The 18,574-nt window shown below is 62.8% G+C and carries 11 protein-coding genes; 3 read left to right on the top strand and 8 right to left on the bottom strand.

All coding sequences use genetic code 11. The features are described from left to right. The first annotated feature begins 55 nt into the window (after nucleotides 1–55). The 3 genes from EYV96_RS03580 to EYV96_RS03570 all read left to right on the top strand — a co-directional run bounded on the left by EYV96_RS03580 (nucleotide 56) and on the right by EYV96_RS03570 (nucleotide 3,211). The gene (locus tag EYV96_RS03580; RefSeq protein WP_131150120.1) at nucleotides 56–1,261 is read left to right on the top strand and encodes an acetyl-CoA C-acyltransferase; all 1,206 of its coding nucleotides are present in this window, start codon (nucleotides 56–58) and stop codon (nucleotides 1,259–1,261) included. Nucleotides 1,262–1,455: 194 nt separating this feature from the next. After that, entirely contained in the window at nucleotides 1,456–2,211 is a 756-nt protein-coding gene (locus tag EYV96_RS03575) for a 2OG-Fe(II) oxygenase (protein ID WP_205746078.1), read from the top strand. A gap of 73 nt (nucleotides 2,212–2,284) precedes the next feature. Next, a complete protein-coding gene (locus EYV96_RS03570; RefSeq protein WP_131150118.1) occupies nucleotides 2,285–3,211 on the top strand; it encodes an MBL fold metallo-hydrolase in 927 nt (308 codons plus the stop codon). Between the two features lie 91 nt (nucleotides 3,212–3,302). On the opposite strand, the gene bla is transcribed toward EYV96_RS03570, so the two are convergent. The 8 genes from bla to EYV96_RS03530 all read right to left on the bottom strand — a co-directional run bounded on the left by bla (nucleotide 3,303) and on the right by EYV96_RS03530 (nucleotide 18,505). Further along, a complete protein-coding gene (bla, locus tag EYV96_RS03565) occupies nucleotides 3,303–4,178 on the bottom strand; it encodes a subclass B3 metallo-beta-lactamase (protein WP_240732330.1) in 876 nt (291 codons plus the stop codon). 96 nt (nucleotides 4,179–4,274) lie between these two features. Continuing rightward, nucleotides 4,275–4,625, bottom strand: coding sequence for a tRNA-binding protein (locus EYV96_RS03560; RefSeq protein ID WP_131150117.1), 351 nt, complete (start codon nucleotides 4,623–4,625; stop codon nucleotides 4,275–4,277). Beyond that, complete coding sequence (locus EYV96_RS03555; protein ID WP_131150116.1) at nucleotides 4,622–5,911, bottom strand: NAD(P)/FAD-dependent oxidoreductase; 1,290 nt, start codon at nucleotides 5,909–5,911, stop codon at nucleotides 4,622–4,624. Before EYV96_RS03555 ends, EYV96_RS03560 begins: the two co-directional genes overlap by 4 nt. A 97-nt stretch (nucleotides 5,912–6,008) precedes the next feature. Further along, the gene (gene pbpC / locus EYV96_RS03550) at nucleotides 6,009–8,405 is read right to left on the bottom strand and encodes a penicillin-binding protein 1C (protein ID WP_131150115.1); all 2,397 of its coding nucleotides are present in this window, start codon (nucleotides 8,403–8,405) and stop codon (nucleotides 6,009–6,011) included. A gap of 49 nt (nucleotides 8,406–8,454) precedes the next feature. Next, nucleotides 8,455–14,451 (bottom strand): alpha-2-macroglobulin, encoded by a 5,997-nt coding sequence (locus tag EYV96_RS03545; RefSeq protein ID WP_131150114.1) that lies wholly within the window; start codon nucleotides 14,449–14,451, stop codon nucleotides 8,455–8,457. A gap of 432 nt (nucleotides 14,452–14,883) precedes the next feature. After that, complete coding sequence (gene galU / locus EYV96_RS03540) at nucleotides 14,884–15,756, bottom strand: UTP--glucose-1-phosphate uridylyltransferase GalU (RefSeq protein WP_131150113.1); 873 nt, start codon at nucleotides 15,754–15,756, stop codon at nucleotides 14,884–14,886. Beyond that, nucleotides 15,757–17,652: a polysaccharide biosynthesis protein gene (locus EYV96_RS03535; protein WP_131150112.1), complete on the bottom strand. Its 1,896-nt coding sequence runs from the start codon at nucleotides 17,650–17,652 to the stop codon at nucleotides 15,757–15,759. Beyond that, entirely contained in the window at nucleotides 17,639–18,505 is an 867-nt protein-coding gene (locus EYV96_RS03530) for an MraY family glycosyltransferase (RefSeq protein WP_240732329.1), read from the bottom strand. The genes EYV96_RS03535 and EYV96_RS03530 overlap by 14 nt, the downstream gene beginning before the upstream one ends. Nucleotides 18,506–18,574 lie beyond the last annotated feature (69 nt).

Here is an 18,574-nt window from a genome sequence, read left to right as displayed (position 1 = left end):
CGCCGCTCCTCACTTCCCACCACCCATTCCTTTACCGATCTTCCTGGAGCATTCCATGAGCAAGCAAATCCAAGACGCCTACATCGTCGCCGCCACCCGCACACCGGTCGGCAAGGCACCGCGTGGCGTATTCCGCAACACCCGTCCGGACGACATGCTCGCCCACGTCATTCGCGCCGTCATGGCGCAGGCACCGGGCATCGATCCGCACCAGATTGGCGACGCCATCATTGGTTGCGCCATGCCTGAAGCCGAGCAAGGCATGAACGTGGCGCGCATCGGCGTGCTGCTGGCCGGCCTGCCGGACACGGTGCCCGGCGTCACGATCAATCGTTTTTGTTCTTCGGGCGTGCAGGCCATCGCCATGGCCGCCGATCGCATTCGCCTGGGCGAAGCCGACCTGATGCTTGCCGGCGGTACCGAAAGCATGAGCATGGTGCCGATGATGGGTCACAAGATCGCCATGAATCCGGGCATCTTCGATAACGAGCACATCGGCATCGCCTACGGCATGGGCATTACGGCCGAGAACGTTGCCAAGCAGTGGAAAATCTCGCGCGAAGAGCAGGATGCGTTCTCGGCGCAGAGCCACGAGCGCGCCCTTGCCGCCATCAAGAACGGCGAGTTCAAGGACGAGATCACCCCGTTCCAGCTCGACGATCATTACCCCGACCTGGCCACGCGTGGCATCAAGACGGACAGCCGTCTCATCGATACGGACGAAGGCCCGCGCGCGGGCAGCACGGTCGAAGTGCTGGGCAAGCTCAAGCCCGTGTTCCGCAACGGCCAGTTCGGCGGCAGCGTGACGGCAGGTAACTCGTCGCAGATGTCCGACGGCGCCGGCGCCCTGTTGCTGGCCAGCGAGAAGGCCATCAAGGAATACAACCTGCAGCCGCTGGCCCGGTTCGTCGGGTTCTCGGTGGCGGGCGTGCGTCCGGACATCATGGGCATCGGCCCGAAGGAAGCCATTCCGAAGGCGCTCAAGCAGGCCGGCATGACGCAGGATCAGCTGGACTGGATCGAGCTCAACGAAGCCTTCGCTGCGCAGTCGTTGGCGGTCATGAAGGATCTGGGCCTGGATCCGTCCAAGGTCAATCCGCTGGGTGGCGCCATTGCGCTGGGCCATCCGCTCGGCGCCACCGGTGCCATTCGCGCCGCGACCCTCGTGCACGGCATGCGCCGCCACAAGAAGAAGTACGGCATGGTGACGATGTGCATCGGCACGGGCATGGGCGCAGCAGGCATCTTCGAGGCGCTGTAATTCAAGCGCAGCGCGTTGCCTTCGGCGACACGTGAAACACCCGGGCGGCGTCACAACCATGTGGCGCCGCCTTTTTTGATGAGCGCTCCCGACAATGTCAGGAGCAAGCGTCCATCGCTGTCGCAAGAATCGGAGGGCTGAACGGGGCGCCGAAGCCCAGACTTCACGGGAAGCGCCCATTGATGAGCATCGCCATGTCCGTTTCCCCCAACCTCGAGACAGCTCGCGCTGTCGCCTCAAGCAAGGTCAGCCAGGATCCCTTCGACCGATTCGACACGTCCGATCTGGAGGATCGCCTGGACAACCAGGGGTACGCCGTATTACCCGGCTTGCTGACGCACGACGACTGCGATGCCATGGTCGGCCTGTATGACAGTTCCGACGGGTTTCGTAGTCGCGTGGTGATGGCCCGCCATGGTTTCGGTCGCGGCGAATACCAGTACTTCGCCTACCCACTGCCTCCCCTCGTGGAGATCCTGCGTGCATCCGGGTACCGACGCCTGGCACCCATCGCCAATCGATGGCATGCATCGCTGAACATTGACGCGCACTTCCCGTCCACCCACGCGGCATTCATCGCACGCTGCCATGAGGCGGGTCAGCTGCGCCCCACGCCCCTGCTCCTTCGCTATGGCCAAGGCGACTACAACTGCCTGCACCAGGATCGCTATGGCGACCACGTATTCCCATTGCAACTTGCCGTACTGCTTGCCGAACCGGGCAACGAATTCGACGGTGGCGAGTTTGTCCTGGTCGAGCAGCGACCGCGCATGCAATCGCGCCCGCATGTGATCCCTCTTCGCAAGGGGGATGCGGTGGTATTCGCCGTCAACTTTCGGCCCGTGCAAGGTGCCCGTGGCATCTATCGCACCGTCATGCGACATGGCGTCAGTGCGCTCCGTTCCGGGCGCCGGCACACCCTGGGCGTGATATTTCACGATGCCACCTGATTCGACGATGGTGTAAATGCCCCGGTTGCGTACCTGCTGCTATGGTGAAGCGTCCATCGCGAGGGTTTCTTCCATGAGCAACGGCATCCACACCATCGACACCGGTTTCGTACGACCGGGCTTCGATGCCGCCTACCTCGTTGTCGAGCGCGGCCGCGGCGCCTTCATCGATTGCGGTACGAACTATGCCGTGCCGCGGATGCTGGAAGCACTTCTCGAGGCCGGCCTGGAGCCGGGTGACGTCGAGTGGCTGATCCTCACTCATGTGCATCTGGACCACGCGGGCGGCGCTGGCGAGCTGATGGCGCACCTTCCGAACGCAACGCTGGTGGTACATCCGCGCGGTGCGCGCCACATGATCGATCCGTCTGCTCTGTGGGCGGGTGCCTCCGCGGTGTATGGCGAAGAAGTCATGGATCGCACCTATGGGCGTCTTCGTGCCATTCCTGCGGAACGCGTCGTCGAGGCGCCAGATGGCCACGTCGTCATGCTGCAGGGCCGTGCGTTGCTTTGCCTCGATACGCCCGGTCATGCACGTCACCATCTCAGCGTTCATGACGCAAAAGCACGCGCCTGTTTCACTGGCGATACCTTCGGCCTCTCCTACCGCGCGTTTGACACGACCCAAGGGCCCTACATCCTGCCGACGTCCTCGCCGGTTCAGTTCGAGCCCGATGCACTGCACGATTCGATTCGTCGCCTTGTTGAACTCGACGTTGACGCGATGTACCTCACGCACTTCGGGGCGGTCCGTTCCGTGCGAAAACTGGCGGATGATCTGCATGCGCAGATTGACGCCATGGCCGAACTCGCCAGGGAATCGGCCGGGCGCGAGCATCGTCATGAATGGCTGAAGCAGGCACTGACCGAGCTTTACTTTGGCCGCCTCCACCAGCATGGATGGACGGGAAGCCGCGCGGAGATGCTGGACTGGCTTGCCATGGACGTGGAACTCAACGCCCAGGGGCTGGTGATCTGGGCGGACCGCGCGATCAAATGATCGAAGCGGTGTGTCGCTCCGATGGGAGTGCGCCCTGCCTCACCTCGCCGACGCGACCGGCCGGTTCCGGTCGCGCCGCCCGAGATGACGCCTACTTCTGCCCCTTCCTCTCTTCGTCCAGACGGGTCGCAAGCTTGTCCTCACCCGCTTTGGCCAGTTTCCGGCACGCCTTTGTGTCAAACAGCTGATCGGGATGCTTGCCCTGATCGTGGGCAGCCACGCGCCCCAGCAAGTCACTGGCGTCAGGGTGCGGCGTCATCAAGACATCGCATGGCATGGCCGCCAGTTCGGCCAGTCCCTTGCGGATATCTTCGACGCGATGCGGGTGCGCCTTGTCGTCCGTGAAATGGAAGCCATCGGCGCTGATATAAGTCACGCTGTCGGCATAGACCATGTTCAGGCAACGATCCTGTTCGCAGGACGTCCAGGTCCAGGTGCTACTGCCGGGCGTGTGACCTGGCATCGCATGTTCTTTGACCGCGAGATCGCCAACGCGCACCACGCTGCCAGGCTTCAGAGATTCCACATGTTTGACCGGCGGGAAGAGCGGCGCTTCGCCATGCTGCGGATCGTCCGGATCATTACCGCCGAGCATCAGCGCCGCAGCCCCTGCCGGACTGGCGATCACCCGGGCGCCCGATGCATCGGCCAGCGCGGCCAGCGCACCGGCGTGGTCACCATGCGCATGCGAATTCAGGATCACCTTGATGTCGGTGAGCCTGAATCCCGCCGCCTGGATGTTGGCCTTCACCATCTCGGCGTTCTCGGGCAAGGTGCCATCAATAAGGATGTGACCTTTCGGCGAAGTGATAAGGATGGCACTGAGTCCTTCGCTGCCCACGTACCAGGTGTTGCCATAAACCCGGAACGGCTTGTGCGGCTGTTTCCAGCTGGCATCCTGCGCCGTTGCGATCGAGGCCGCGCACACGGAGACCATCGCAATTGTCATGCCACTGAGCTTCTTCACCATCGCCTCCTTACGTTGAAAGCGTTCCAGCGTGACGACGCTGCCTCGCATTCCGATGGCGCGAAAGTGGCGAGCCGAAGGCGGGGTCGGGCCGCCTCAGGCCAGGCGAGTTCCGTTCGGTACCGGCCGCTCGACCGTGGTGATGACGACGCCCGCATCGGTGGGGAAGCCCGTGAGCAGAAACTGGGATCGCACCGGCCCGACCTGCTTCTCCGGGAAGTTGATCACGCCTACGATTTGCTTGCCGATAAGCTCGTCCGCCGTATAGAGCGAGACAACCTGGGCGCTCGTCTTGCGCTCGCCGTGGGGGCCGAAGTCCACCCAGATCTTCCACGCGGGCTTGCGTGCCTCGGGGAACGGCTCGACGCGAATCACCGTGCCGGCCACCAGCCACACCTTCTCGAAATCACCCCAGCTGATCAGCTCGGGCACGTTGTCGTCTGTCATCCTTCCAGCCTCGATTTGAACCAGTCTTTGCTTTCCTGCCACCAGTAGCTGGCCTGCGCGGCCAGATAGCCGGCCGGGCGCCAGGCGCGGTCAAGTCCGTAAGTCGAAAAATGCTTCCATTGATCGTCACCTTGCGCAATCGCCGCCGCCAGCAGCTCACCCGCAGCGCACGTCGGTGCAAGTCCATGTCCACCGAAGGCCTGGGCCCACCAGAGGCCGGCGTCCGTGCCACCGATCTGGGGCATCTGGTGACGCGCATAGCTCATCAATCCTGACCAGGCGTAATCCACCTGCACGCCCTTGAGCTGCGGAAACACGTGCATGAGGTCGCGCAACAGCAATGTGCGGACCGCCTGCGGCGATCGATTGCGGATCGAAATCCGACCACCCCAGAGCAAACGTGTGTCAGGCAACGGCCGGTAGTAATCGAAAGCAAACCGCGTGTCGTAAATAGCCGAGCGCGTCTGGAGGACGTCGGCCATGCGATCCCCCAAGGGTTCGGTGACCATGGCGTACGTGGCAATCGGCAAAATGGCGCGATCGATCGTCTTGCGCAGGCCCGCAAGATAGCCCCCGCACGCCAGCACGACGTGGTCCGCGCTGACGCTGCCCTGGTCGGTTTCCACCCGCCAACGCAGCCCCTCTCGCTTGAGCTGCCAGGCGTCGGTGTTCTCGTGGATCCGGACTCCCTGGGCGGATGCCGCGGCGGCCAGCCCGATCGCGAAGTTCAAAGGATGAAGGTGGAGGGCATTGCGCTCGTAAAGGCCGTCGAAATAGCGCTGGGTGTGAATGCGCTCGCGTAGTTGCTCCTGTGGCATCCACTCCCACTCGACGCCGTAGCGTTCTGCCAGCAGCGCCTGTCGCTGGCGCAGTACGCCGGGATCGCGAAACCAGTTGGCCCAGATCACGCCTTCATCGACGACCTGGCAGGGCATCTCGTACCGGCGGGTCAAATCGCGAATGCGGCGCACCGCGCTGGTGGTGAGTTCAAAAAGCTGTCGAGCCTGCGCGGCGCCTTGCTGATCCAGCAGCGACTGCTCTCCAAGCGAGTAGCCCGCGAAGACGAAGCCACCGTTGCGGCCGGAAGCACCGAACCCAACCTGCTCGCGCTCAATGAGCACCACATCCTGAATGCCCCTTTCTGCCAGCCCGAGCGCCGTATGCAGGCCCGCATAACCTCCGCCCACGATAACCACGCGCGCATCGACCCTGCCCTGCAGGCGCGGATAAGGCTCATAGGGCGTCGCGGTGGCGCGGTAATACGAGGGCGCGGGGGTTTGCTTCATCGGCACAGGGAGATGAGCGAGGACATGATTCGAAGCATAGCCCAGCCTTGCGTCGCCGCCCCTGCCGGAAGGCCCGGGTCAACTTAGAGGTTCGTGTTCATTCAACACGCGTGACGCCCAGCCCACGATGATCGCTCATGCCACGATCATCGACGACGCGAACGTCGTAGTTGCCCGGCGAAGGCGGTTCCCAGAACAGGGGCTGTCCGGGTGCACTCGAACCGACGTAGGCATCGTTCACGAACCAATAGAGATTTCGCACCGCAGCATCGGCATCGGCTGTCAGTGCGATACGACGACTGTCATCGTCCCTCAGACGCAGCGCATAAATGCTGCCGCGCAACGGCGAGGTCATTCGCGGGGGATCTCCCACCGCGATGCCGCTTTGCACGCAGTCGTCGTTACGCGGAGGCACGCGCCGTGGCATGCCCGCCTGAATAAAGACCTGCTGGAGCTCGGACGGCCAGAACTCGTACACCTCCAGGTGAGTCCGCTTGCCTTCCAGGGGTGGGCAGGCGGGCTTCCCCGTGGCGTCATCCATAACCAGGGCCCGATGGACCTGGCTTACGCGTATGGGCGACTTACCGGGAATGAACCAGGTCTTGCCCCGCTGCGGGCACCACTCGTTGGGCAGGTCACCGCTGGCGAGGCAGATCTCGACGCGCCTGAGGTTGCCAGGCATGTGCCTTACAGGTTCGGTCATGCGCGCGTCCTGGGCGCGCATGGCATCCACGATCTGAAAGAACAACGGCGCCGCGGCCTCGACGCCGACAAAAGCGGGATTGCCAGAGCCATCGAAGTTCCCGATCCACACCACCAGCACGTAAGGACCAAAGCTCCCGGCCGTCCAGGCATCGCGAAAGCCCCAGGACGTCCCGGTTTTCCAGTACACCGGCAATCGCCCCGGTTGCGCGCCAAAGGTCTCGTCCGGGCGGGGATTCTGCCTGAGCATGTCCATCACCATGAAACTGGCTTCGTCGCTAAGCATGCGCGTACCCGCGCCTTGTGGATCGCTAGCATCCAGACGCAATGGCTTGAGTTCACCACGGTTGGCCAACATGGCGTACAGGCCCGCCAGCTCTTGCATGGTGACTTCGCCTCCACCAAGCACCAAAGCCAGCCCGTAGTGCTGTTCGCTGGCCATGCGACTGATGCCCGCATCGCGCAGGAACTGGTAAAAGTCAGGTGACTTCAGTTGTGCGGCAACCCATACCGCCGGGATATTGCGACTTCGAATCAGCGCTTCCGTCGCGGTGACCGGACCCAGGAAATGGCCGTCGAAATTTTCCGGGGCATAGGGGCCGAAGGACGTCGGCACATCGCGTAACACCGTCTGCGGATGCAGGACGCCCTGGTCGAATCCCAGCGCATAGATGAATGGCTTCAGCGTCGAACCGGGCGAGCGCTTGGCGAGCGTGCCATTGACCTGCCCCTGAATCGCCGCGTTGCCATAGCCGGCCGAACCGACCATGGCGCGAACAGACAGGTCGCGCGTATCGACCAGAATGGCAGCCGCGTTACGAATGCCGCGCGCATCATTGCGCTCGATGTATCGCCCGATCTGCCGCTCCAGCACGTGCTGCAAGTCGAGATCGATGGTGGTATGGACGCGACTATCCAGGGGGGCACCCAAGCGACTGCGCGCTGCCAGTTCCTGCTCGACCGCATGCGGAGCTTCGAAAGGAAGCTGGCCGGGCAGGCGAAGATTCAGTGGCAACGCGAACAGCGGCCGCAGACGTTCATCCTGTGGATGTTGGTGAATCCATCGGGCATACAGGCGATCGCGTGAACTGGCCAACGCCTTGTTGATGATGCCCGTGGGCGCATCAGCACCCGGCAGGGCGCGCAGGCGACGTGTTGGATCCTGAGGCACGACCGCCAGCGTCAATGCTTCGGGAAGACTGAGCGATGCAGGCTGGTGATCGAAATAGATGAGGCTGGCGGCGGCGACACCTTCGACATTGCGTCCGTACGGCGCGTAGTTCAGATACGCCTCCAGGATGTCGCGCTTGGAGTAGAAGAGCTCCAGTTGCATCGCTCGCGCAATCTGCACGAGCTTGCCGCCCGGTGTTCGCGTATTCAATCGCCATAGCAGCCGTGCAAGCTGCATCGTGAGCGTCGAACCACCCTGGGGGTCACCATGGCGCACGTAGGTCACCCAGGCACCGCGCACCAGTCCGAAAGGATTGAATCCCGGATGCCAGCGAAACCAGCGATCCTCATGCAGCTGAACCGCCTCCACCATTTGAGGCGACATATCGGACAAAGGCACCCACAGTCGGTAGCGATCATCGGATGCCAGGGTCAACCGCATCAGTCGCCCCCTGGCGTCATACACCGCTGTCGATGACGGCAGCCACGCTTGCAGGGGACGATGGGGCCAGAGCCGGCAGCCGACGGCAACGAGGACAAGTAACAGACACGCCATAAGTACGTTCTGCCAGCGCTTCGCGAACTGCGCGATGCGTTTCCACTTGGCGTGTCGATCGGTCATGGCTGTCGCCCTGCCCGCTCCCGTCATGCGGAAGCGGGCGGGTCATTCCTCAGGGTTTGCTGACGACGTTGAGCACCGCGCCACCGGTGGTGCGCGCCTGAACTTCGCGGTTGTACATGGACTCGCCGTAGGCCGGCGGCACCTTGAACTTGCCGGCGTTGGTGGCTTTGATCCGGTAGACGAACTCCCGCACATCGGCCGTGGCGCGACCGTAGATGACCACGCGATCCTCGCGTATATCCGCGTACTCGGGCGACCAGGTGGAGCTGGACAAGCCGATCGGCGAGCGCCAGGCACTGGCCTTGACCTCGCTGTCACCACCTTCGTCACTTTCACCTTGCTCCTGCTGGTCCGTAACGGCCGGCGGCGGCTGGACCACGGCTTCGAAGCCACCGGGAAGCAGGTCGACGATCGCCACGTTGTCCAGACCATCGCTGGTTGTGGCGCGGATCTTCACATGGACGTCGATTTCCTGGCCGACTGTGATGTCACCCAATGCCTTCCCCTTGGCATCGGTGTACTCGCGCACGATTTCGAGGCCTTCGGCGACAGCCTTGTTCGGCACATCCCGGTCGTAACCGCCTTCCGTCGAGAGATACCAGGCAGAAACCTCCCCGCCATTCGTGTAGCGCAACCGGCGCGCCGCGGACGACCAGGAACCCGAAAGCAACAGGTTGCCCTCAACCGTACCGATCGATTGCACGCCACCGTCTGCACCGACGGCGTCCACGCGCAGTTTGCTCAGGTCGCCGACGTTGTCATGGGCGTAGCTGTCCAGCGCCAGCAGCAACATCGAAGAAGACAAGGTGTTGTACCACTCGTGGCCGACATCCCAGGCGATACGTTCCCAGGCCTTGGCAGGCACTGCCCGCGCACGGTCGGGGAAGTGCTTGCCAAGGATGTAAAGCGTCGTGGCGTCCCTGATCAGGGCGTCGTCGAAATAGTCGTACTCAAGACGCTCATCGTTCTTGCTTCGCGCCAGATCCTTCAGTGGACCTGCGATCAAGGCGTTGGCCTGTTTTTCCTGCTTCAGCAACTGGTACGACGCCGCCATCCAGACGGCCGCCAAATCGTGCTTCCAGGTGTCTGCATCATCCTGCTCAAGCCGGCGTTGCACCGCTGCCAACGCGTTCGTGGTGACCTGTCCCTGGCGCGTGAGCAGGTAAATGGCATAGGCACGCTGCCTCAACATGGGCAGCCCATCCAGATCATCATCACCCGCCAGTTTTCGCAGGTAGGCATTGCCGGCATCGAACATGTCCGCCGGCACCGAGATGCCCCTGTCACGCGCTTCGATCAGGAAGTTCATGGCATAGGTCGACACGAACGGATCGGCGTCGGGTGTGGCAACCCAGAAACCGAAGCCGCCCTCACTGTTCTGTCGCGTGTGCAGTACATCGAGGAAGCGCGCCAGCGCCTCGTCATTGCTGATCTTCTTGTCCCTGGTTGCCGGATCGAGCGTATGCGCGAACACTGGCACGACAGGCCACTTCGGCAGAATCAACAGCGGCATGGCCGAACTGATGATCTGCTCACTGCAGTAGTTCGGATAATTGATCAGATAGCTGCTTAGTCCCTGAGCCAGCACGACGGGCAAAGTCGAGAACGACGCGGCGCGGGAGGCGTAGGCGTCGTGCATCTTGCGCAGATCGGGCACATCCACCTTGCTGCCTGGTGCGACCAGTCCATAGTGAAGCTGCGTTCGATACGCCGTCGCCGGCCGCACGGACAGATCAACCGACTGCCTGGCTGACTTGTCGCCATACCCGGCCGTGAAACTCAGATTGCCTGATCCGAGCTGGTCAGTGGCCCGCACGCGGAACACAGCAACGCCTTCGCGCATCTCGCCCAGGTTGATGCTCTGGGTTGGCTTGCCGACGACCTGCAACTGGGGGCCCACCTTCAGGCTCACGGCGACGGGCACTTCCTTGCCGCCAAGGCCGGTCAGGTTGTTCGCCACGCCGACGCTGATGTCCGCCTCATCGCCCGGCGCGAGCGTGGTTGGCACGTTGGGTGAAAGGACGAAGTCTCCACGGACGGTGGTGGCACCTTCGAAGGTGCCCACACGATCTGCCGATACGGTCACCGCCATCACGCGCAGCTTGCCGTTGAAGTAATCCGGCACCGTGTAACTGAGTTCCTTCTCGCCGTTGACGTCGACAATGCCTGACCAGAAAGCAACGGGAATGTCACGCTTGCGCTTGAAGGGATTGAGCTGGCGACTGATGGCCGCATCCGCGTCGCCGCCAGGGGCCGCCATGCTCATGAGCTTTTCGAACTCCGGCAGGATCAGATCCAGGATCTGCGAGGTGTTCACTTCGAGCATGCGCTTGCGGAAGAAGAACTTCAGCGGATCGCCAAGCTTGTAGCGCGCCACCTGGAGAATGCCCTCGTCGACGGCAAAGACGACGGCTCGGGCCGGTTGCGCCGAGGTGAGCTTGAACGTGACGGCCTGGCCGGGCTTGACCAGCGCCGGTGATTCCACCTTTACCTCGTTGCGGCGCGCATCCAGATTGACCGAGAACGGGACCACGCCATAACTCAGCGGACTCATGAAAATCTCGTCCGAGGAGGGATCCCTCACGTACTGCACATTGATGTAGCCATTGCCCTCGAAATCCGAAGGCACGGTGATGTGCTGCACCGAACTGGTGGTGTCGGCGTGGAACCAGACATGCGCGTAAACCTTGTCGCGCTCGATCGTGATCAGGCCGTTGCCGGCGTACGGCGCACGAATGGCAATGGCGATAGTCTCGCCCGGTGCGTAGTCCTGCTTGTCCAGATTCAGCTGCAGCTCCGCGTTGCGGTCGAGCGATCGCGACACATTGGCCGCACCGGCGACCGAGTAGTCCACCCGGTTGACCTCGACACCATCGCTTCCTCGCACGATAACCAGCGCGTAGTTGCCCGGCTTGTCCGTGGGCAACGTGTAATTCAGTCCCGTCGCCGGGAGCGCGAGCGCGTCTTCCTTGACCGGAATCTCCTTGAGCTTGGACTGGTACTTGTAGACGCCCGAATCCTGCTTTGTCAGCACGGAGATGTAGCGGCGCTCAATCAACCGTGCACGCAGCCCTTGCAGGGCCATGGCCTTCGCCTGCGGATCGATGGCCACCAGATGAACCGCGCGCGGCGCATTGCGCGTCACGTAGCTGAGGTTGTCCTGTGCGCGATAGCCCACCAGCCAATCGTTACTGGATACGAGGGTCTGCGCGGCCGCTGCGACCGAGCGACCGCCGTCGGGTTCGTGCGCCTTCGCCAGGAAATAGAGCTGGTAAGTCGCGTTCGCGTACTTTTTCAGATCAAGGTCGAACTCGGCGTGTCCCTTGGCGTCGGTCTTGCCATCCTGCAGCGTTTCCTCGAAGCCTTCCTTGGCTCGGCGAGCGTCATAGAAATGGTAGTCGGGCCAGCTGCGGAAAGCGGGCCATGCCGGGCGCAGCGTCAGCGACGCCTCCACGCGCCGGTCAGCCGCCGGTGTACCGAAGAGATTCTGCGCATCGATGATGCCCTTGAGCCCGTCAGGCTTCACCCATCCTTCCGGAACCTGTTGCGAGAGCTTGGCACTGACTTTCATGCGGTCCGGCAAAAACTCTTTGACTTGCAGCGTGGTGCTGCCGATCTGCGCGCCGGATTTGCCTTCGCGCACGATATAGAGGTTGACCGTCCATGTGCCGGTGGGGGCTGTCTCGGCGGGCGCGTAGGCCAGCTCGGCAAATCCCGAGCCATCCATGCTGACCGGAACCTGCTTCACCGTGACACCGCGTGGATCGACAATCTCGGCCTGCAGCGGCACACCGGCCACACTACGCGTCCAGCTCGCGGCGCGGACAATCATGCCCACATGAAAGAGATCGCCCGGGCGATAGATGCCGCGATCCGAGAACAGGTAGCCGGACAACTGGCCCTGGTTGGTCGCATTGCGTTCGCCGCCGATATCGAAGCGTGAAAAATCGAGTTGCCGGTCGTAGCTTCCGATCGGCAGGAACGACAGGTCGTCGCCCTTGCGGACGACGTACAACGTGGGCCGCTTTTCTCGATCCAGCCCCTTCAGGCTCGGGAAATGCACGACACCGTCGGCTCCTGTGATCTCGCGATAGAGCGGCTGACCATTCACGGCGAGCACGGACACTTCGGCACCGCTTACGGGCTGGCCATTGCGGATCGACTGGACGAAAACATCCTGGGCGCCATCGACCGCCCGCTTTACCAGCATGCCCAGATCGGTGACCACGACCAGGCGGGTGTCGTTCGGACCACGCGAGGATGCATAGTCCTGCGAATCACCACGATCGTCGTCACTGGCGTAGTCCCCGTCAGCGCGCGGTGCGGCCTGTGGCTCGGAGGCCCTCGCCTGGGCCGCCTCCTCCTTCTTGCGCTCGGCGTCGGCGTCATAGCTTGTTACGCGAAGCATGAAGATGCCGCGCTTGCCATCCTTGAGGTACTGCCCCAGGTCGACGCCTTCGTAGCGCGCCTTGCCGGGATCGCCCGGCGGGAAGGACCGCTTGATTTCCATGCGTTCAACGATGTGATCCTCGCTAAACGCGTAGTGCATTGAAGGGCGCGCATAACTCCCTTCGTTGAACGCCACCAGATGCTGCAGCTGGTCCGGAAGGACGCGACCGACATCGACGCGCATCCCTGGCAGATTGCGCGAGACGACTGACAATCGCTTGCTGCCATTGAGCGAGAGCAATGAGCCATCGGCCATGAAGCGAAGCAGCTTCGGGTAATCGGGCACCTTCACCACCTGGCCGACCGCTTCGCCCAGGATGTAGCCGCCAAAGGAGGTCAGGCCCTTGTCGACGCGAACGTAGACCTGCTGTCCCGGCTCCGCGTGAAAGCGGAAACTCTGAAGTGCTTCGAAGTCGTTCTCGGTCGGCACCAGCTCCAGGTTGAGCGGCGTGGCCTGACGCAGCGTAGCCTCACTGACCGTCCCGGCGCTCCAGCGATAGTCCGGGTCACCGTCCTTGTGCTTGATGTCCGTGCGATAGCGCGGTAGCACCCAGGCCTTGACCAGACCGGCGAGCGCCGTGCCGCGCACCGTGCCACTGCTCTCGACTAGCAGCACTTGCTCAGGCTCGTAACGCTCGTTGTCCACCAGCGTCGGACTGATCTGGTTGATGGCAAGGCTGTACAAACCGGGCACCGCGATACTGGTGTCCAGCCGATCGGTCGTGGCATCGCCGCCGCGGGAGCTGCTTATCCCCTTGTCCAGCGAGTACAGGACGGCGCCGCTTTCGCTGGGAAGCGCCAGTGGCTGGGAGTGAATCCAGGCATGCAGCTTGAACTGGTCGTAGGTGACGGTGAACTTCAGCGGCTCCTCACCCTTGCCACGTGACTTCAGCTTGATGCCGATGCGCTTTTCGAACTGCGCCGGATCAACCGGATAGTTGAAGTCGACCGGCTGGATCGTCTTCCTGGCCGTCGCGTCCTGCGGGTCCTGATAGAACTCGCCCGTGCCGAAACTTGCCTTGAAGGGGGCAAGATCGAAGCTGAAGCTGTCATCCGCCATGAGGACATGGGAGGCAAACACCCTGCGCACGTCAAACCGGACATTGACGTGCCGGCCAACAGGCCAGTCATCCGCAGGGACGAACTGGAGCGTGTGGTCATCCGTCCATGTCCAGGCACCCTTTAGCGCCGGCTCCATGACGATGCCCTCAGTCACGGGCTTGCCAACGCGTTCGATCGGCGCCGCCGATCCGGAAAAATCGACGCGGAGCGAATGGATGACGACGGGAGAGTGCGTGTAATCGGTGATTTCCGGAACCTGCACCGATGCCGTGATGCGTTCAGGCTCGGGCGGGCGCGGACGATGCTGGTACCAGTTCCAGCCGAACCAGCCAGACGCGGCCAGCACAAGGGCGCCGGCGAGCATGCCGGCGGCGCGCAAGGGCCTCTGTCGTACAAACGTGGCCGAGGCCGGCATCCAGGCCGGCGCAGTCCACGACAGTCCGCCGAACAGCGGGCGCAGCAAGAGACCTAAAAGCCACAACGCGCCGCGTACCAGTCGCACGGGCAGCATCAACAAGAACCGAAGCAAATCCATGGTGCTTCCTGTACATCATCCGTTGAAAAGAACGGCCCGAAGGCCGGCCGGTCGATCGATTGCTTTGATGGCACCCGGCTTGGTAGCGCGCCGAACCTGTCAGCGCAGACAGCCATGTGCCGCACGAATCCCTCCGGCGTGCGGAAGGCGTCGCGTTGAATGCTGTTCCCCGACATTCATGCTGCGCCACGATTATGGCGGGACGCGGGAGAGATTCTGTCAGGTTGACGCTGGCTTGGCAGTAGGCGCGCACCAAGGCCGCTTCAGGGGTATGGCCTCGTTCCCATCCGCTGCCCGCCGGTCCAGCGCGAAGGGAACAACCGCAGTCCCCGCGCGCCTGATGACGCTGGACCCGGGGTATCAACGAAAAAGGCCTCCGCGTGTAGGCGGAGGCCCTGAGTGCGACCCGGCAGCCAGAACGTCCTGATGACGTCAGAGCGAGGCGATGATCTCCCGCACCGTCGGAGCCAGCTTCGGGTCCTGCAACGCCATGTGCATGGTGGCGCGCACCAGCCCCGCCTTGTTGCCGCAATCGAAACGCGTGCCCTCGAACCGGTATGCCAGCACCTTACCTTGCTCCTTGAGCAGCGCATCGATGGCGTCCGTCAGCTGGATCTCACCACCCGCGCCCGGCGTGGTCTTTTCCAGCAACTCGAAAATCCGACCCGGAAGCACGTAGCGCCCCACCACGGCCAGGTTGGACGGGGCATCAGCAGGCTTGGGCTTTTCCACCATGTGCCGGATCTGCGCGCTCCGCTCGTCCACTGGCGTCGCATCGACGATGCCGTACTTGTCAGTGTCGCTCAACGGGACTTCTTCCACAGCGATCACGCCGGCGTCCTGCGCCTGGGCGAGCTCGGCCATCTGACGCAGGGCGCCCTTGCCCTTGTTCCAGATCAGGTCGTCAGGCAGCACCACACCGAACGGCTCATCACCGACCACGGGCTTGGCACACAGCACGGCATGGCCCAGGCCGAGCGCCTCGGGCTGCGTCACGAAGATGGCGCGGACATGACGCGGCAACGTTCCCTGCACGAGGGCAAGGAGCTCGTCCTTGCCCTTCTCCTGCAGCTTGGCCTCAAGCTCATACGCCTTGTCGAAATAGTCGGCGATGGCGTGCTTGTATCGATTGGTGACGAAGACCAGCGTGTCTGCACCGGCATCCACCGCCTCGTCGACGGCGTATTGAATGAGCGGCTTGTCGAGCACCGGAAGCATTTCCTTGGCGACCACCTTCGTTGCCGGCAGAAAGCGCGTACCCAGTCCGGCAACCGGGAAGACCACCTTACGCAAGGGTTTGCTCACTCACTTCTCTCCTGATTCATTGCGACGGAGCGACACCACGTTGTCCGGCTGCGCCACGTCGCTCCAGCGGAACGACGGCAGCAAACTGGAAACACAACGCCGCAGGGATTCTTCGTCAAAGTTTGCCGTGGCTTCGGCCGCTTTGGCTAGCTGCGCTTGCAACAATTCCCAGCTGACCGGCCGGTACTGCGCCAGGAAGATCTTCGAGTGCGCGGTCTCGCTGTAATTCTCCAGCGGGTGGAACAGCTCCTCGAAGAGCTTCTCGCCAGCGCGCAAACCCGTGAAGACAATCGGAATTTCCGTTCCCGGACGCTTGCCGGCCAAACGGATCATCTGCTCGGCGAGGTCGCGAATCTTGACCGGTTCGCCCATGTCCAGCGCGAAGATCTCGCCGCCTTTCCCCAGGCTGGCCGCCTGCAGGATGAGCTGGCAGGCCTCCGGAATGGTCATGAAATAACGGGATATCTCCGGATGGGTGATGGTGACCGGACCGCCCGCGCGAATCTGCTTGCGGAACAAGGGCACCACGGAACCGGCGGAGTCGAGCACGTTGCCGAACCGAACCGTGATGTAGCGGGTGCTGGAGCGTGCGTCAAGATTCTGGCAGTAGATCTCAGCCATGCGCTTGCAGGCGCCCATGACGCTGGTCGGATTGACGGCCTTGTCGGTGGAAATCAGCACAAAGCACTCGGCGCCATGGCGATCGGCCATGTCTGCCATCGTGCGCGACGCCAGTACGTTGTTGCGTACCGCCGAGCGCAGTTGCCCCTGCAACATGGGAACATGCTTGTAGGCCGCCGCGTGAAACACCACCTGGGGCTTCAGCTCGGCGAACAGGCGCGTCATCGCAGCCGGATCGCCACAATCGGCCAGCACGGCGTCGAAGATCAGCTCGGGATAACCCTGGCTCAGTTCCTGCGAAATCCTGTAGAGGTTGTATTCGCTGTGATCGACGACAGTCAGCGAGTGCGCACCCAGTCGTGCCACCTGGCGGCACAGTTCCGAACCGATCGAACCACCGCCTCCCGTCACCAGCACGCGCTTGCCCGTCAGGGTTTCGCGAATGGCCGTCCAGTCGAGCTCCACGGTGTCGCGACCGAGCAGGTCCTCGATGGCGACTTCCTTGATCTCGTTGAACTGCGCCCTGCCGGCGACGACGTCTTCAAGCTTGGGTACCGTGCGGTAAGGCAGACCAGTCTGGTCGCACAGCTCCACCACCCGACGCATCTGTTCCGTGGACGCGCCCGGCATGGCGATGAGCAGCATCTGCGCAGCGACTTCCCGTGCCAGGTCCGGCAACTGGTCCACACGGCCCAGGACCGGCCGACCATTGATGCTTGCGCCGCGCAGGCTTTCCTTGTCGTCCACGTAACCGACCAGGGCATAGCGACTGTCGCGATGGAGATCACGCGCGAGCGCCTCACCGGCGCGATCGGCACCCACGATCAGCACACGTTGCACGGGCTGCGACTGGAACATGTCGACGCGGCTGTCCTTCCAGAAACGGTAGGTCAGTCGCGGGGCGCCCAGCAGGATCGACAGCACCACCGGATATACGAGCAGCACCGAGCGAGGGATGTCGACCAGGCGGTTGTAGAAAAACAGCACCAGACCGATGGCTAGCGCGCCGATGACCGTGGCACGCAGGATGTTCCAGAGGTCCGGCAGACTGGCGAATCGCCACACGCCGCGATACAGGCCCGTCCAGGCCATGATCGCCCCCTGCACCGCGAGCACCAGAGGAAACTCGAAGGTCTGGAAGCTGATTGCCTGATCGTCGATCAACGCGTAGCGAAGCGCCTTGGCGACCCACCAGGCCAGCGCCGCCATAAACAGATCGTGCACGACCACAGCCGTGCGCGGGGGAATCAGTGCAATCACTTTACGTAGTGACATGAATAGCCTTGTGCTTGATTCGCCACAGACATCGACGCTTACCAAGCATCCATGCAGCACCAGCGGCGATATACGTCATAGCCGTGATGGTCACCCCCCAATCTGGACAGTTCCATGACAGGACCGCCAACGGTGCAGCGATTGCCAGGTTCCAGATCAAGTAGCACGCGCCCCCCTGCGCATGCGACATACCACTGCGAACCAGCCATTGATAAAGGTGTTCGCGGTGTGGGGCGTACCAGCGCCGTCCCTTGATGTAACGATTACCCAGCGTAAGGGTAGCGTCCATTACGAAAGATGAATTCAAGGTCAAAGCAGGCCAAAGCGTGCGCCAGTCCGCTTCCCACAGCAAAAGTGTGAAGGCGAAGAGAAGAAAGCCCATGGTGCCACTGCCCACATCCCCCATGAAGATGGATGCACGCGGACGGTTGAAGCACCAGAAACCGAAAGTACCTGCGACAAGACAGGCCACGCTTACCGACAGCGCGAACTGCCCTGCGGCGTAACCCAGCAAAGCAAAACCGGCCCCGACGAAGATGGCCTGTTGCGCCAGCAACCCGTCGATGCCATCCATGAAATTGTGCAGGTTGATGCTCCAGGCACCGGCCAGCACCAGGACGGGAAACCACCACCAGGAGTGCGCGCCACCAACGAGTGCCGCGCCGGCAAACAAGGCGCAGGCAGCCAGCTGCACGCCAAGGCGCGGCAAGACGGGAAGCGAACGATGATCGTCCCACCAACCGATGCCCGCCACCATGACAGTCGCCAGTGCCATGGCCATCGCGACAGCCACGCCCCATGCAGCTGGCATCGTCGCCAGGCACCAGGGGCCCGTCAGCAGAAAGGCGATCACGATGCCGAGGCCGCCGCCGCGTGCTGTCGGCACCACGTGCGAACGACGCTGACCAGGCTGGTCGAGCAT

This window comes from Dyella terrae (assembly GCF_004322705.1).
Taxonomy (GTDB): Bacteria; Pseudomonadota; Gammaproteobacteria; order Xanthomonadales; family Rhodanobacteraceae; genus Dyella_D; species Dyella_D terrae.
The sequence above is the reverse complement of the archived record's forward strand: the minus strand, read 5'-3'. Positions and strand labels throughout refer to the sequence as shown.